The sequence below is a fragment of the Mycobacterium sp. E802 genome (genome assembly GCF_001666875.1).
GTDB lineage: Bacteria > Actinomycetota > Actinomycetes > Mycobacteriales > Mycobacteriaceae > Mycobacterium.
In genome coordinates, this window is sequence record NZ_LZJD01000124.1 from 23454 (window position 1) to 39167 (window position 15714).

Annotated in this window: 15 protein-coding genes; 7 read left to right on the plus strand and 8 right to left on the minus strand. The window is 67.9% G+C overall.

The genetic code is table 11. From position 1 onward, the window contains the following. The first annotated feature begins 32 nt into the window (after positions 1-32). Complete coding sequence (locus A5699_RS18385; protein WP_067771849.1) at positions 33-1085, plus strand: glycoside hydrolase; 1053 nt, start codon at positions 33-35, stop codon at positions 1083-1085. Between the two features lie 4 nt (positions 1086-1089). On the opposite strand, the gene A5699_RS18390 is transcribed toward A5699_RS18385, so the two are convergent. After that, positions 1090-1980, minus strand: a complete 891-nt coding sequence (locus tag A5699_RS18390; RefSeq protein ID WP_067771852.1) for a serine hydrolase — start codon at positions 1978-1980, stop codon at positions 1090-1092. Between the two features lie 151 nt (positions 1981-2131). Here A5699_RS18390 and A5699_RS18395 point away from each other — a divergent pair, with 151 nt between their 5' ends. Genes A5699_RS18395 through A5699_RS18405 form a run of 3 tightly spaced genes read left to right on the plus strand, consistent with a single transcriptional unit; the run spans position 2132 to position 4431 of the window. Then, positions 2132-3280 (plus strand): NAD(P)H-binding protein, encoded by a 1149-nt coding sequence (locus A5699_RS18395; RefSeq protein WP_067771855.1) that lies wholly within the window; start codon positions 2132-2134, stop codon positions 3278-3280. After that, positions 3277-3963 (plus strand): CPBP family intramembrane glutamic endopeptidase, encoded by a 687-nt coding sequence (locus tag A5699_RS18400; RefSeq protein WP_067771858.1) that lies wholly within the window; start codon positions 3277-3279, stop codon positions 3961-3963. The genes A5699_RS18395 and A5699_RS18400 overlap by 4 nt, the downstream gene beginning before the upstream one ends. A gap of 21 nt (positions 3964-3984) precedes the next feature. Further along, on the plus strand, positions 3985-4431 hold the full coding sequence (locus tag A5699_RS18405) for an SRPBCC family protein (RefSeq protein ID WP_067771861.1): 447 nt from the start codon (positions 3985-3987) through the stop codon (positions 4429-4431). Positions 4432-4440: 9 nt separating this feature from the next. Here the strand turns inward: A5699_RS18405 and A5699_RS18410 are convergent, their stop codons facing one another. The 4 genes from A5699_RS18410 to A5699_RS18420 all read right to left on the minus strand — a co-directional run bounded on the left by A5699_RS18410 (position 4441) and on the right by A5699_RS18420 (position 9656). Continuing rightward, the gene (locus A5699_RS18410) at positions 4441-5211 is read right to left on the minus strand and encodes a DUF1906 domain-containing protein (RefSeq protein ID WP_067771864.1); all 771 of its coding nucleotides are present in this window, start codon (positions 5209-5211) and stop codon (positions 4441-4443) included. A gap of 85 nt (positions 5212-5296) precedes the next feature. Beyond that, a complete protein-coding gene (locus tag A5699_RS29280) occupies positions 5297-5440 on the minus strand; it encodes a hypothetical protein (protein ID WP_157561327.1) in 144 nt (47 codons plus the stop codon). A 28-nt stretch (positions 5441-5468) separates the two neighbouring features. Beyond that, a complete protein-coding gene (locus A5699_RS18415) occupies positions 5469-7613 on the minus strand; it encodes a DNA gyrase subunit A (RefSeq protein ID WP_067771867.1) in 2145 nt (714 codons plus the stop codon). Between the two features lie 9 nt (positions 7614-7622). Continuing rightward, positions 7623-9656, minus strand: coding sequence for a toprim domain-containing protein (locus A5699_RS18420; RefSeq protein WP_067771869.1), 2034 nt, complete (start codon positions 9654-9656; stop codon positions 7623-7625). A 260-nt stretch (positions 9657-9916) separates the two neighbouring features. Between A5699_RS18420 and A5699_RS18425 the strand changes: the two genes are divergently transcribed. Next, positions 9917-11197, plus strand: coding sequence for a UPF0158 family protein (locus tag A5699_RS18425; RefSeq protein WP_067771872.1), 1281 nt, complete (start codon positions 9917-9919; stop codon positions 11195-11197). On the opposite strand, the gene surE is transcribed toward A5699_RS18425, so the two are convergent. The 3 genes from surE to A5699_RS18440 are packed head-to-tail and all read right to left on the minus strand — an operon-like array spanning position 11167 to position 13867. Next, positions 11167-11943, minus strand: a complete 777-nt coding sequence (gene surE / locus A5699_RS18430; RefSeq protein WP_067771875.1) for a 5'/3'-nucleotidase SurE — start codon at positions 11941-11943, stop codon at positions 11167-11169. The genes A5699_RS18425 and surE overlap by 31 nt on opposite strands. Continuing rightward, complete coding sequence (locus A5699_RS18435; protein ID WP_067771878.1) at positions 11940-12923, minus strand: 1-phosphofructokinase family hexose kinase; 984 nt, start codon at positions 12921-12923, stop codon at positions 11940-11942. The genes surE and A5699_RS18435 overlap by 4 nt, the downstream gene beginning before the upstream one ends. A gap of 32 nt (positions 12924-12955) precedes the next feature. Continuing rightward, entirely contained in the window at positions 12956-13867 is a 912-nt protein-coding gene (locus A5699_RS18440; RefSeq protein ID WP_369806723.1) for a L,D-transpeptidase, read from the minus strand. A 253-nt stretch (positions 13868-14120) separates the two neighbouring features. Between A5699_RS18440 and A5699_RS18445 the strand changes: the two genes are divergently transcribed. Then, positions 14121-14855: a thioredoxin domain-containing protein gene (locus A5699_RS18445; RefSeq protein WP_067771881.1), complete on the plus strand. Its 735-nt coding sequence runs from the start codon at positions 14121-14123 to the stop codon at positions 14853-14855. Beyond that, entirely contained in the window at positions 14852-15712 is an 861-nt protein-coding gene (locus A5699_RS18450; protein WP_067771885.1) for a cytochrome c biogenesis CcdA family protein, read from the plus strand. The genes A5699_RS18445 and A5699_RS18450 overlap by 4 nt, the downstream gene beginning before the upstream one ends. Positions 15713-15714: the final 2 nt, after the last annotated feature.

Below are 15714 nucleotides of genomic sequence, written 5' to 3' on the forward strand. Positions count from 1 at the left end.
GGTCCTTGCAGTGAAGGACCGTGAGAATCCGTATGACCGGAGTGCGCCGTTTACTTCGGCGAACGGCGCACGGCTCGGCAGTCGCAGCCCTGGTTCTGGCCGCCTCGGTAACCAACGTCCATGCCGACCCGGCGGCCGACGCGCTCTCCAAGCTCGACGAGCTGTCCCGCCAGGCGGTCGAAACTCGTGAGGCCGTCACCGCAGCCCAACGCGACGTCGACGCCACCCAGGCCCAGCACGCCACCGCCGTGGACCGCCACCGTGCCGACGAGGAAGCCCTCACGGTGGCTACCACCGAACTCGGTCCTCATCAGGCGGCGGCCGACAAAGTGGCGGCGATGACGTACATGAGCGGTGGCCGGGGTCAGTTGGCGGCGGTGATGACCGCGACGTCCCCACGACAGCTGATCGATCGACTGTCGTTGGATCGGGCGGTCGCCGGCCGGATCGCCGACCAACTGGAGGGGGCACGCGTAGCCCGGGAGCGCGCCGCCGCGGCCGCGGCGGCGTCGGAGAAGTCGGCCGCCGACGCCCGGACCAAGGCCGAGCAGGCCGCCGCGGTGCGCGCCGACCTGCAGCGCAAGTGGACGGAGCTGCTGCGACAGATCTCCGCCGCGGAGGCGCAGTACGGTGCGCTGACACCCCAACAGCAGGCGATCATCGACAACGCCCCACCAAGCGCACCACCGGGAAAAGATGCGTCACTGGCCGCTGCCCGGGTCGACATCCCGGAGGCGTTACCCGTGGGCGTTGCCTCCGAGGTTGGGCTGCAGCCCAATTCGATCTTGGCGGCGCGGGCGGTCAGCGCCACGTTCCCCCAGATCGCCGAGATCGGCGGGGTGCGGCCAGACTCCAAGCCATGGCATCCCAGCGGCCTGGCGATCGACATCATGATCCCCAATTCGGGCAGCCCCGAGGGCATCGCGCTCGGCGATGAGATTCTCGCCTTCGCCTTGAGCAATGCCGCCCGGTTCGGGTTGCAGGATGTGATCTGGCGCGGCACCTACTACACGCCGTCCGGACCGCAGGCCACCGGTTACGGCCATTACGACCACGTGCACATCACCACGACGCCACGTCGTTGACCCGTTAGACGTGCCCGCCGGGGAACATGGTCTTGACGGCCTGGGTCATGGTGTTGCGGGCAGATGCGGCATCACCGGGTTCCAGGGAGCTCATCGCCATGACGTAGCGGCGGTCCGGCCCGATCGCGCCGGTGGACACGTGAAGTTGATTGCCACCGTTCCAGCAGCAGAACCAACCTTGCTTGACGGCGACGGGCTCCGCGTACAGCCCCTCGGGGATGCCGAAGCGTTGCGGGTATCCGTCGGTGCCCGTCGGGGTGGATTGGGCGAGGTTGCTCATGATCACGTTGGCCTGCTCGGGAGGCAGCCCGCCGCTGCCGTCCAACAGCATGTCGTAGTAGCGAACCAGGTCGCTTGCGGTGCTTTGCGTGACGTCCCAGTGCCCGTTGTAGGGCGCGGTGGTGCCCGTCAACCCGTACCGCGCCACGATGCGTGAGATGACGGCGTTGCCTCCGCTGCGGTCCCAGAACGTCTGGGCCGCACCGTCATCGGAGGAGCGCAGCATGATGTCGAGCGACTTGCGATCGGCCGCAGTCAGTTTCGTCTCGCCGGTCGATTCCCGCAGCAGCAGATCGTCGGCGATGAACAGCTTCACCACCGAGGCGATCGGGAACGGTTGGTTGGCGGCGCTGGAGACCACCGCGCCGGTGTTGCGGTCCAGCACGGACACCGTGATGTCGGCGCCGGATTTGGCTGCGTCGGCGGTGGCTTGGCGGGTGCGGGCGTCGAGACCGTCGAAGGGCGCCGCCGCCGGGCCGGTCGGCTCTTGAACTACCGGATCCTGGGCGATGTCCTGGATCGGCGTGGCCGAGACCTGTGCCTCACAACCGACGAGCATCGCCACACTGACGATCGCCGTGCCGGTCACCGCCGCCTTCGACAGCCGCCTGCGCATACATCCTCCACATCATCCGGGGCCAGGGGAGCTGCGATGGACTCTGCGCCCGGCGGTCGTCCCAGCCTAGCCGCGGTCGATCCGGCCACACGATGTCGCACCCAGGGAACTCCTGGTGTGGGTTCGGAGCTCGCCGGGTATCGAACCGGCTATGCGCATTCTGGTCACCGGCGCCACCGGGTATGTCGGCTCCCGCCTGGTCTCGGCATTGCTGGCGGAGGGTCACCAGGTCACCGTGGCTGCGCGCGACGCCGACAAAGTCGCGCGGTTCGGCTGGGTGGATGACGTCCGGTGCGTCGTCATGGACGCCGGCGATGCAGACTCGGTGGGCCGCGCGCTGACGGCCGCATCGCGGAAGGACGGTATCGATGTCCTCTACTACCTGCTGCACGGCATCGGCGAACCCGATTTTCGCGAAGCCGACAATCAGGCGGCGGGAAACGTCGCCCGGGCTGCCGCGGCGGCGGGAGTGTCGCGCATCGTCTACCTCGGCGGTTTCGTCCCCGACGCGCGAAATTTGTCGGAGCACTTGAAAGGCCGCGCAGAGGTGGCCGCGGCACTGCAGGTGCCCGATGGTCCCGAGCTCGTCTGGCTGGGTGCAGCGATGATCATCGGTGCCGGGTCCACCTCGTTCGAAATGATGCGTTATGTCGCGGACCGCTTCGTCGCGCTCCCCATGCCGGGCTGGGCCGGTAATCCGATCGACCCGATTTCCATTCGTGACCTCCTGTACTACCTGGTGGCCGCCGCGGACGCCGAGCAGGTTCCGGCCGGCTCCTACGACGTCGCCGGACCGGAGCGCACCACCTACGGCGAGTTGTTACAGCGTTACGCTCGGATTTGTCGCCGCCCCCGGGTGTCGCTTCCGCTGCCAGGTGTGCCGATCGGACTGGTCGGTCGACTGACCGCAGCCGTGCTGCCGCTGCCGGGTGGATTGTCCGCTGATCTTGTTGCCTCCCTGGAATATCCGATGACGACCTCGGGCCGGAGACTGAGTGCGACGGTGGCCGACCCGCCCGGAGGCCTGGTGGCTGTCGACGACGCCCTCGCCCGATCCGTCGCGTATTCCGCGCCGACGCCGGTCGATGTTCTGGGGGATCCGCACCGCCTGGCCACGACCGACCCCAGGTGGGCCGGTGGTGACGCGTTGTGGTTGCGGCGCCTGGCAGGCGCCGTCACGCCGCGCCAGACCCGACGGGTATTGGGTGTGCTGGCGGCCATCCCCAAACCGGTGGTCGGTGCGGTCCGGACCGGCCTGGGCGTTCTCGGCGCTCTCAAACCCGGGATGCATGCGTCATGACGAACCTGCTCGACCTCATGCGCACCAGCGCGACAGCCCCGCCGGAACCGCCGTCGGTGATCCGCCGACGTCGGCGCTTCGTGGTGGCTGTCCTGATTCTCGGAGCCGTTCTACTCGGTGTGTCGCTGACTCGCCGCCCCGGTGACCCGACCTTCTATTGGTTAACCTTCGGCCTGGCCGCGGCGTGGGCGGGCGGTGCCTTTCTGTCGGGCCCGCTGCACCTGGGCACCGAGTCTTGGGGCCCGCCGTATCGGCGGCCGGCGTTACTCGGGATCGCGACCGGTGTGCTCCTCGGTGCGGCGTTTGTCGTCGGCGCTCTGGTGGCGCGCGAGATCGACGTCGTCGCAGCGTTGATCACCCGGGTCCTCGCCTTCGCCCACCACGGCTCGTTGCTGTTGATCGTGACGATCACCCTGGTCAACGGCGTGGCCGAGGAACTGTTCTTCCGCGGTGCGCTCTACTCCGCGCTGTCAGGCCACCGTCCGGTGCTGATCTCGACGCTGCTCTACATCGTCGCCACCTCGGCGTCCGGGAATCCGATGCTGGGGTTCGCTGCCGTCATCCTCGGAACGGTGTGCGCGTGGGAGCGCCGCGTGACCGGCGGCGTGCTGGCGCCGGTGCTGACCCACCTGGTGTGGGGGCTGGTGATGGTGCTCGCGCTCCCACCACTGTTCGGGCTGTAGAGATTCGGGTATAGGTCCGCCATGGCGAGTATCGACGTAACCGAATCCTCCCCAGCTTCACCGAAAGATGCGTGGGCCCTCGCGTCGGACCTGTCGCGGTTCGACGAATGGCTGACGATCTTCGGCGGATGGCGCAGCAGGCTTCCCGAAAAGCTTCAGAAGGGCACTACTGTTTCGTCCCTGATCAAGGTGAAGGGCTTTCGCAATGTGATCCATTGGGAAGTCACCGAATACGACGAGCCCAACCGGATCGAACTGCGCGGCAAGGGCCGCGGTGGTGTGCACATCTGCCTTGACTTGCGTGTGCGGGAGAAGTCACCCGGATCGTTGTTCCATGTGGTCGCCACGCTGTCTGGCGGCCTGCTCAACGGTCCGGTCGGTCGGGTGGTCGCCGGCGTGTTGAAATCCGATGTGCGTAAATCGGTTGCCGCACTGGCCGCGTTGTCGCCGACACCTTCGGCGAGCTGAGGATCTCGCTCAGGGATGCATGTTCCACTGGCCGCAATCCTGGGCCAGGACATCGTTGACGTCGACGCGGATGCCCCCGACCACCGGTCCGGGATTGGACGCGGTGTCGATGACGCGCTGGTAGAGCACTGCGGCTGGGTGGATCTTTCCACCAGACCAGGACCGGGTCTGCCAGATCCACGCACGGCCGGGCGTACCAGATCTGCCGATGACGCCGTCCTCGATGGCCCACTGGCATGGGTTGACGCCCGCATAGATGCCGGTGCGTTGGACACCGATGACCGAGTTGATTCCGCGAAACCAGGGCAGTGCAACGGAGTTCCAGGTGTTGCGGTCGATGTCGTCATCGACGCTGAAGAAGACCGGCGCGCTCTGGCCGCCTCCTGCCGCGGTGTGCAGTTGCCAGGCGGTGCGCGCGTCGGCGACACCGCCGGCGTACCCGCGGGTGAAGTCCGATGGCGCTGTCCCGCCGGGTTTGCCGTACTGAAAGTTGCTGACGATCACCAGTCCGGCCGCCGTCAACTGGCGGGCGTAGGGCAGGGTGATCGGCTTGGCGCCGAAGGACGAGCCGGGACGCGAGGTCGAGACGTAGTTGATCACCCCGGAGTGCCCGGCCGCCCGGATGTCGCCGGCCGGGATCTGGCGCATGGCGAAGTCGATGAGGGTGGGAGCGGCGGCCAACGCCGGCGGCGCACCGATGGCTGCGGCGGCCGCACCGAGGCCTGCCAACGCCGACGCCGTGGCGGCATAGCGCAGCGCGTCACGTCGGGATACCTGCACGGCGCGATGTTAACAATGTGGCGGCTGTTAACGATGGTGCCTCGCGGGGCGAACCGCGTCGGATGTCGAACCGTTACCCGGCCGATCAGGACAGCAAGAAGACCGCAACCACCACTACCAGCACCACCACGGCAAGGAACGCCAGGCCGACTGCCGCCCCACGGTTGTTTTTGGCCCAGATCCGCACCGACGGCACGGTGACGTAGATGTGTGGTTCCGCGCTGACCATGGAGCCTCCTCGAAGTGTTGTGGTCAGGCTACGGCGCCGGCGTGACGTCCGCCCCCGATCCCTTCACCGAGGCCTTCGCCCGGTTCTCGGCCCGCACCGTCTTCTTGCCGCGCACGAAGCCCGTTGTCGACACAGTCGCCGAGAGCAACGCATCCTCACCGTTGACGAACGGATGGAAACCGACGCCGGCACCGCCGCGGCCCTTCACCGGGATATCGGCGACTTCGGTGACCTTCCAACCCTTCTCGGAGATCGAAAGGAGAGCTTCCCCGTTGCCACAGGTCAGCGGCAGTGCGGCGATCACGGCGTCTTCCGGGTCGCCGGCCACCAGCTTCACCCCGGCCACGCCATTGCCGGCCACGCCTTGCGGATTCACTGCGGCCGGGTCGATGCGCAACACCTTCCCGCGTCGCGTCACCAGGGCCAGGTGGTACCCCTCGGCGAGCACGCCCGAGGCCAGCAGCCCGGTGATGTCCGGGGCCACGGGGATGTCGCGGATCTTGAACGGCAGCCCGCCACCGGTGGTGAACTTCACGCGCCCGTCGGTCCACACCGCCCACCCCAGACCTGAGGTGAGCAGTTCGCCGTGGCTGTCGGAGAACACGCCGCGGTCGTCGAGGCGCCAGGCGGTGTTGACCTTCCGCTCCCGCGGCCCGTCGTCGTCCGTACCCGACGTCACGGGTGTGGCCTCGGCATCCAACACGGTGCGACGGTCGAACTCGGGGCCTTTGAACAGTTTTGCCGTCTCGACGAGTTCCTCGTCGATCACCTTGCGGCGCGCATCTGGATTGGACACCAGCTCGGTGAGCTCGGCGAACTCGGCGTCCAGCTTGTCGGCCTCGGCCTGCAGCTCGATGACGTCGAGCTTGGTCAGGCGTCGAAGTTGCAGCGCCAGAACGTAATTGGCCTGCTCTTCGTCGATCGCGAAGTGCTCCTGCAGGCCGCGCCGGGCATCGTCGACGGTGTCGGAGCCACGGATGACCGCGACGGCGGCGTCGATGTCGAGGTGGATCTTCATCAAGCCGGCCACCAGATGGCGGCGGGCGGTGACCTTCTCCAGCCGGTACTCGCTGCGGTGCAGCACCACCGAATCCCGCAGATGCAGGAACGCGGAGATCAATTCGCGTACCGACCACCAGCGCGGCACCCGGTTCTCGTCGAGCGCGACCAGGCTGGCGGCGAAGGTCGACTCCAGCGGGGTCAGGGCCAGCAGTTGCTCACGGATCTGCTCGGCACTGTGGCCGCGTTTGGCGGTGACGACGATGCGCAGCCCGTTGCGGCGGTCGGTGAGGTCCGACATGTCCGCCACACCGGACATCTCGCCGGACTCGACCAGGGCCCGAATCCGGTCCTGCACCGTGTTACTCGCGACCCCCGGCGGCAGCTCGGTGATGACGCAGTTCTTCCCGTCGACGGACACTGTGCCGCGCACCGTCAACGTGCCCTTGCCGGTGGTGATGTAGTCCCGCAGCCCGGCCGTGCCGACCACGGTGGCCCCGCAGCCCCAGTCCGGGCCGGGGATGAGCTTCACCAGCCTGTCGTCGGTCATGTTCGGCGTTTTGAGCAGGGCTCGGCAGGCCGCCATGACCTCGCGGGGGTTGTGTGCGGGCACCTTGGTGGCCCACCCTTCGGCGATGCCGACGGCGCCGTTGCACAGCAGCACCGGCCAGCGGGCCGGCAGGACCGTCGGCTCCATCCACTCGCCGTCGAACGTCGGCACCATCGGCACCGCGTGGTCCTCGAGTTCGGCGGTCAGTGCCGCACCGGGCGCCGACAACCGCATCTCGGTGTAGCGGTCCGCGGCCGGGATGTCGCCCTGGATGCGTGGGAAAGCACCTTGGCCGTCAATGACTTTCACCCGCTGGAACTCGGCGGCCATCAGCGCGGCGGCACCGTACATCGACGCGCCGCCGTGCGGGTGCAGGTTGCCGGTCACTGCGGAGCAGACCTTCGAGGACTTTTGCGGTTTGTTGCCGGGCAGCAGCCGCGAATCGTGCATCTGGTAGAGCAGGCGGCGCTGACCCGGCTTGAGCCCGTCGAACGCCGACGGGATGGCGCGGTCGCTGACGCTGTAGAGCGCGAAGGTCAGCTGGTAACGGTTCCAGTAGTCGTCGGCGCTCTGGTCGAGCACCAGGTCGGCGTTCTGCTCGGGAACGTCCAGGGTGGCGGTCATCGGGTACTCCTAGTCCAGGTCGAGGGAAGCGGTGTCGACGCGGGCGGCCACATCGGCCATCCACGTGCGCCGACCCTCGGGTGGCCCGCCGAACAACGTGTGGTGCAGCTTGCTCTCGCCGTCGTCGAGATGGACCCGAATCACGGTGCGCCGCTGCGGATCCAGCACGGTGTTCCAGAAGTCGTCGGCGTCCATCTCGCCCAGACCCTTGTTGCGCTGCACCTCGACCTTGCGTTTGGAGGTGGCGCGCATCTCGGCCACCGCGGCGTCGCGCTCGGACTCGTCTTGGCAGTAGACGCGCTCATCACCGGCCTTGACGACGAACAGCGGCGGCAGCGTCACGTAGACCATCCCGGCCTCGACCAGCGGCCGGTAGAAATCCAGGAACATCGAGATGAGACTGGAGTTGATGTTGCCGCCGTCGGGGTCGGCGTCGGAGGCGAACAGGATGCGGTCATACCGGCACTGCTCGGGATCGCAGCTGTCGCGCACACCGCAGCCCAAGATGCGTTCGATCGAGTCGAACTCGTCTTTGGCCCGGGCCTTGTTCAGGGCGAAGCCATAGACGTTGGGCGGCTTGCCTTTCAACGGGAACGCGGCCTGGAAGGTGGCATCGCGGGCGGCTTTGATGGTGCCCAGCGCCGAGTCACCCTCGCACAGGAACAGCTCGGCGCCCGAGCCACGTCCGGTCTCCCGGCTGGGCAGCAGTTTCGGCGGCAACGACAGGTTGGTCCCCAGGCCCTTGGCTTTCGACGCCGCGCGGGATCGTGCCTTCGCGCCCTCGGCACTGCGCCGGGCGCGGGCCGATTCCAATGCCAGCTTGGTCCACAGCGATACGGTGTCGCCGTTGGTCGGGTTGGCCGCCCAGATGGTGACGCTGCGCGCCACGTCCGGGGCCATCGCCAGGTTCAACGACCGCGACGACACGGCGGTCTTGGCCTGTGAGTCCCACGCCACGTCGGGTGCGCGGGTGTCCACCGCCAGGGCGGTGACCGCGACGAAATCCTGTGGCTCCGGGCCTTCTTCGCCCTTGGCCAGCCCGAGGTCGCGCATGCGCGAGGCGCGGTCGGCCAAGGCCTCGGACAACCCCTTCAGCGCGGCCGTCAGATGTGAGCCCCCGCCCGGGGTGCGCACCGTGTTGCAGAACGCCGCCACGGTCGTGGGCTCGGCGGGCCCGGCGGTCAGCGACCACCGGAACGGGGTCGGGCCGCGGCCGGTGGTGTACTCACCGCGTCCCTCCACCACGGCGCGTACCTCGGGCAGCGGGGTGCCCGCGGCGGTGCACATCAGATCCAGCAGGGTGTCGGTGCCCCACGGACCGCTGAACGGCTCCAACAACGCGGATGGAATCTCTTCGCCGGGCCAACCCTCGTCCACGACCACCAGGTGCACCCCGGGAGACATCCGCGCGGCAGCGTGCGCCCGCAGCAGCACCTCGCCGATGTCGACGCTGGAATCGGGGACGACGGCCGGGTCGAACAGGATGCGCACCGTAGTGCCGTGCGCATCGGGCTTACGGTTGCCGGCGCCGCGAAGCTTCTGGGTGTCGGAGCGGGTGAAGGGTGCGTCCGGATCGAACTCCTTACCGTCGAACACTCCGGGATAGCCCCGACCGAAACTCTGCAGGTAGGTGTTCCCGGCCCGGCGCACCGTCACATCGGTACGCGCCGAGATGAAGACCGCTGCGGCGGCGCCGATTCCGTTCAGACCGGCTCCGGTGCTCGTCGCGTCGGCGTGCGCCGAGAACTTGCCACCGGCGCGCGCGGTGCCCAGCGTCTTGACGATGCCGTTCTTTCCGGTCACCGGGTCGGAGTCGACGGGCAGGCCGCGGCCGTCGTCGGCCACGCTGACCGAGCCGTCGTCGTGCAGGGTGATCGTCACGGTGGACCCGCCGTGACTGGGGTCGGCGACCTCTTCGATCGCGTTGTCGACCAGCTCGCGCAGCGCCGTGTTGAGCACGTCGAGGCCGAGATTCACCGCCGGCCGCAGCCGTGTGTGCTGGACATCGTCGAGCTCGGTGATGTCGGCGGCGTTGTAACTCACTGCTGGTCCTTTCCCGTCACGGCCGATGCCGCAGCAATCGGCGGCCACCCGATCGCGCGGGTAGCGTACGCATTGTCTCCTGAGCCGCCGACAGTCACCGCTATCGCCACGGCTCCAAGCCCGCAACCGCAGCTCCTGGAACCACAGACACGCTGGTCGGGCTTTCACGGCAGTGAGTCGATTCACAGATCACCCGATGCCGGCGGCGAGGTCGAAGCCAACTCCTGCACGACGCTGAGCGTTCGTGTCATCCTCACGACATGGCGCGGACATGGTTGTCGGTGACGGTGGAGTTGCTCGGCGGGCGTGGTGGGGATCTGTGGCCCTGGCCGGGGCGGGTCTTTGCCGTCGGACCGTCGCACACCTTCGCCGACCTCGCGGACGCGATCAACGACGCGTTCGCCCGCTGGGACAGAGCCCACCTGTCGCTGTTCACCCTTGCCGACGGACGAGTCGTCACAGATGCGGAGACGGGTGCCGAGATCGTTGGATCGTTCAGTGGACCGATCGCGGAGGCAGTCGACATCGAGGTGGCCAAGGTCGCTCGAATCGTGGGGGCGGGGGCGGAGTTCCAGTTCACCTTTGACTTGGGTGATGACTGGGTCCACCGCTGTGTGGTCGGTGCCGAGAAGGTCGATCCCCTCCACGTGTTGGGGGTGACGCCACGAAAGCCGCTGCCGTATTGGGGGTGGGGCAACATCCCCGATCAGTACGGACGCCGGTGGGCCGACGACGACGGGCGGGGAGGTGTCCCGAGTAGACCAGCCCAGCGGCACCCCATGCTGTTGCACACCTGGCCGGCGCCGGTGGATGTGGCTCCGATCGACCTGACCGAGCTTCGCGCCGCCATCGCGACCGACGACGCGGACCGCTTCCTCGCCGCGGTGCGGGGAAAGGATGTCGACGACGTCCTGCAACAGGTGGGCGCGGGTCTGCCGATGGCGCTGAAACAACGACGAGATCAGGCCGAACCGGTGACAGTGTCGATCATCACCCGTTTGACGCAGCGCGCCGGCGCCGGCGACGAGGTGCTGATCGAGGACCTGCTCGCATGTCTACGCGATGAGCCGCTGGCCGGTCGTGCGGTGCCGGTCGATCTTGAGTCGCTCGGTCTCGAATTGGAGGGGGATCAGGGCATGTCGGGCGGTGGCTACCTCGACCTGCAGACGGGGGAGGTCATTGACGAGGAGAGCACGGATCCGATGATGGTCGGGGAGGACGCCGCCGTCGACGTGGACGACGATCCCGACCGTTGGCTTCGGCTCGATCGTGTGGGTTCCCGTGACGGCTGGCTCGATATGGCGGACTTCGCAGCGCGCCAACGTGATAGGGCGCTGCGGGAGCGGTTGGAGACGGCGATCACGGGGAAGGGCGCGTTCCGCCAGTTTCGCGATCTTGTCCATCGGGAGGGACTTGTCGATCGATGGCACGCCTTCGCCGCTGACCGTCAATTCGGCCGCGCCCGCGAATTTCTCGCCGAGGAGGGCATCCGCGTGGGTGCGGCGCCCGGTCAGCGATCCAGCGAATCCAGCCAATCCTGAACCAGTTTCCCGTCGTCGGCTTCCACGGATCGCAGTGACGTCAGGGTTGGATGACCCGCGGCCAGCAGGGCACTGTCGGTGCCCGGCTCCGGCTCGTCGGTCACCTCGACTTCGCCCAAACGCAGGTCACTGCCGCCGACGTCGTCGACACGCGCCTGCACCGTCCCGCCGCGTGCGAGCCGCGCATGGCGCAACGGACCCACCTGTGCGGCCGGCCGGTCGGGGACGTTGAGGGACAGGACGGTGGCCTCGGGTGCGTCGAGCAGGAGCTCCAGCACCGGTGCCAGGAGGTCCGCGGCGGTGTTCCAGTGCCGTTCACCGGTAGGGTGCAGTGCCACGTCCAAGGACACCGCCAGCGCGCTGGTATGGCTGATCATGGCGGTCAGCGCAGCGCCGACGGTGCCCGAATGCAGCACGGCCCGACCGACATTCGCGCCGTGGTTGATACCGGACAGCACCAGGTCCGGCCGCGGATCCAGCCAGCCGTTGAGCGCGGCGACCACGATGTGTCCGGGCTGCGCATGCACCGCCCAGGCCTCGACGCCGTCGAGCCCGGGCAGCTCCCGGCGCTCGACGATCGTGCGGCCCTGTTTCCGGACCGCACTCAACGCCGCACTGGCACCGCTGGACTGTTCCGCGGGTGCCGCCACGATCACGTCCAGGCCGGTATCCCGAGCGGCCGCGGCCAGCGCATGCAGGCCGGGGGAGTCGATTCCGTCGTCGTTGGTGATCAGGGCACGTCTCATGCGTGGGCGCCTTTCTCTGCCTGCCACGGTTGTAGCTCGACGCGTTCGGCGAGTGTCTCCACCGCCCGCGCCCCACCGGTGCCCAGTCCGTGCCGGACGACGTTGAGCGCGCCACACGCCGCGCCGATCTGCAACGCCCGGCGCAGCGGGCGGCCCTTGGCCAGGGCGGCGACGATGCCCGCCGTCATGGAATCCCCGGCGCCGGCCGGGTCGGCCGGTTGCAACTTCGGCATGCCGATCTCGACGATGTCACCGCCGCGCGTCCCGTCGCCGCCGGGTGCCTGCTCGTCGAGCAGGGCCAGGGCCGGGGCGGCACCCGAGCGTGACACGACGATGGTGCCCGCGCCCTCTTCGCGCAGCGCGTGCATGGCCGCTACCAGATCCTCGGCATCGTCGGATTTCGCCCGACCATCGGCGAGGAGCTCTTCGTGGCTGACCTTGACCAGGCGTGGCCGTCCGGCGAGCACGGCCTCAAGCCGCTCGCCGGCCAGGTCGGCCGCCACGTCGCAGCCGTTGGAGCCGAGGTCGGTGGACAGCCGCCGGTAGAGGTCGGCGGGCAATACCCGGTCATCCTGCGGCCCGGACAACAGCACCCGGCCGTGGGTGAGGCCTTCGGTCAAGGTGAGCTCGTAAAGCGAGTCCAGTTCATGGCGGTCCAGCGGATTGCCTGCGCTCTCGGCGATCACCTCCCGGTTTCCGTTGCGGCGATCGTGCACGTAGGCCCCGTTGCGGGAGCTGACCCGCACGGTGCGCACGGTGACGTCCTGGATGGGCAGCAGGTGGCCGAGGACGTCGCCCGTCTCGCCGCCGAGGGCCGAGCACAGCACCACCGGCACGCCGAGCGAGGACATCATCCGCGACTGCCAGACACCCTGGCCACCGGCGTGGACGTGGATGTCGGCTTCGCCGGAGCGGTCCTCGACGGTCACGGTCAACACGGGCAGCGGGGCGAAGATCACGACGGCATCAGTGTTCGTCATGGGGCAGGGATACCCACTCCGCGCGAGAAGACCTAACGCAGTGCGCTTCCGGCGAGCCACTGATCCCATGACGCACCCCAATCGCCGTTCTGCCAGATCGGCAGGGGCTCGCCCCCGGTGTTGCGGACTTCGAACACATCCCCGGGTTGGGAGAACTCGTAGAACCAGCGCGCGTTGTCGGCGTTGACGTTGAGGCATCCGTGGCTCGTGTTGGTGTTGCCTTGTGCCCAGACCGTGCTGTCGAGCTGGTGGACGTAGATCCCGCTGTTCGTCAGGCGGACGGCGTAGTTGACCGACAGCTTGTATCCCAACCGGGAATCCACGGGCAGCCCATAGCTGGAGGAGTCCATGATGACGGGATTGGCCTTGTCCATCACGGTGTAGACCCCGGGCTGCGTCCAGAACGAAATCTTCGTTCCACCAACAGTTTCCGAGCCGCCCATGCCCATCGACGTGGGGATCGTCCGCACCAGCTCACCGTTGCGGTAGACGCTGATCGTCTTGGTGGTGTCGTCGGCGATGGACACGTGCGCGTCGCCGATGCGGAACGCGACGGAGCTGTCCGCCTTCGCGACCACCTGGGTGCCCGGGCGGTAATAGCTTTGTGGGCGCCAGTGGGCGTGCTGACTGTCCATCCAGAACCACGAACCATCAACCGGTGGAGTGGTTTTGACCGAGAGTCGCCGTTCGGCTGCGGCACGGTCGGAGATCGGTTCGTCGAAGCTGGCCACGATGACGGTGCCCACACCGTACGTGCCACCGTCGACGAGTGCGGCACCTGAGGTCGACGTGAAGGTGACGCGCGTCTGCTCGCGGGTGGTGAGTGTGGTGAAGGTCGACGGCTGCGTATGGGGTATCCCGGTGTGACCCTGGCTCGACCCGATGAACGTGGGCACGGGCGTGGCCGGTGGACCTGCCGACGGTGCTGCTGCGGCGTGGGCCACGGACTCCCGGGTCAGCAGCCAACTGAAAGCGGCCGCGATGGTGAGGACAAGCACCAGGCCGACGGTCAGCCCCGCACGTAACCGTGACGCGGACGCAAAGTGCCTTGGCGCAGAGCATCTTTCCGGCCAGCCAGTCAACACGGTCCTCCTCATCTGGCGCTTATCTGGCGCTCGTGATCCGGCCGTCAGGTGTGCTACAACAGAGCTACGTACCTACGCCGTAGATACGTACGAGGCTAGCACGGAGGTGACGATGAGTGGTCGACGCGAAAGTCTCCGCCGGGACATCGTCTTCATCGGGGGCCTGGTGCTGGTTGCGGCCGCGCTGGTCCTGTACTTGACGACGGGTTCAGGCAACGATGCGGCGTCCGCCGCCCCGGCGTCGCAACCGGAGGCATCGGCAAGTGCCACCGCCGGTGGCGGTGAGCAGACCGGCGCGCGCGGAATGGAGCGCCGCGTGCCAGGGGACCCGCTCGCCCTGGGTGACCCGGATGCACCGGTCGGAGTGGTGGTGTTCTCCGACTACCGCTGTCCGTTCTGCGCCAAGTTCAGCCGCGACACCGAACCTGAACTCATCCGGCGATACGTCGAGGCAGGCAAGCTGCGCATCGAGTGGCGGGACTTTCCGATCTTCGGTGAACAGTCGATGCTAGCCGCTCGCGCCGGACGGGCCGCCGCTGATCAGGGCCGGTTCTGGGAATTCAACCGCGCGGTCTATGCCGCCGCGCCGGAGCGCACGAAAGCCAACCTGACCGAGCAAGCCCTGATCGGTTTCGCCGAGCAGGCAGAGGTGCCCGACATCGAGAAGTTCACCGCCGGGATGCGGGGGAGCAGCTATGACGCCGTCATCAATGCGGACCTGGCCCAGGGCACCGGCATCGGCGTACCGAGCACACCGGCGTTCCTGATCGACGACGTACCCCTGCTCGGCGCGCAGCCCACCGAAGAATTCGTCCGTGCCATCGACGCAGCGTTGGCCGGCCGGTGAGCGGCATCGGCCTTCTCGGTGCCTTTCTCGGGGGTCTGGCGTCCTTACTCAGCCCGTGTTCGGCCTTACTGTTGCCGTCGTTCTTCGCCTACGCCTTCGACCGGGTGCAGTTGCTGATCGTTCGGACGGTGGCCTTCTGGGTCGGACTGTGCTTGGTGCTGGTTCCGTTGGGTGCCGGGGTCGGGGCGGTGGGCACCGTGGTGACGCGTTACCGAAGTGAAGTCACCGTGATCGGCGGGCTGGTCTTGATCGGATTCGGGTTGATGACGCTGGTGGGCAAGGGATTTCGGATACCGGCCGTGCAACGGATCACCGCCCGGATCAACATCTCCGGCACCGTTTCGGTGTTGGCGCTCGGCGCGGTGTACGGGCTGGCCGGCTTCTGCGCCGGCCCGCTGCTGGGGGCTGTCCTCACCATGTCGGCGATGGGAGCCGATCCGATCTACGGGGCCATGTTGATGGCGGTCTACGCCCTCGGTATGGCCGCGCCGTTGTTCGTCCTCGCCTGGTTGTGGGAGCGCTTCGATCTGTCCCGACGGTCCTGGTTGCGGGGACGGCCGATCCGCCTGGGGCCGTTGCAGACTCACACCACCTCACTGCTCACCGGGACGGTCTTCATCGTTCTCGGCGCGGTGTTCCTGCTCACGGACGGCACCGCGAGCCTCGGCGGTGTGCTGACCGTCGATGAGCAGTACGACGTGCAGGTCTGGCTCAGCACGCTGTCAGCGCACGTAAGCGACGTCGCTGTGGTCCTGGGCCTCGTGCTCGCGCTGATCGGGTGGCGGTTGGTCAGGATGCGACGGCGGGCCGACACGCCTCGAGCGGAGAAGAAGCTACTATCGCGCTACATAGGTTGACC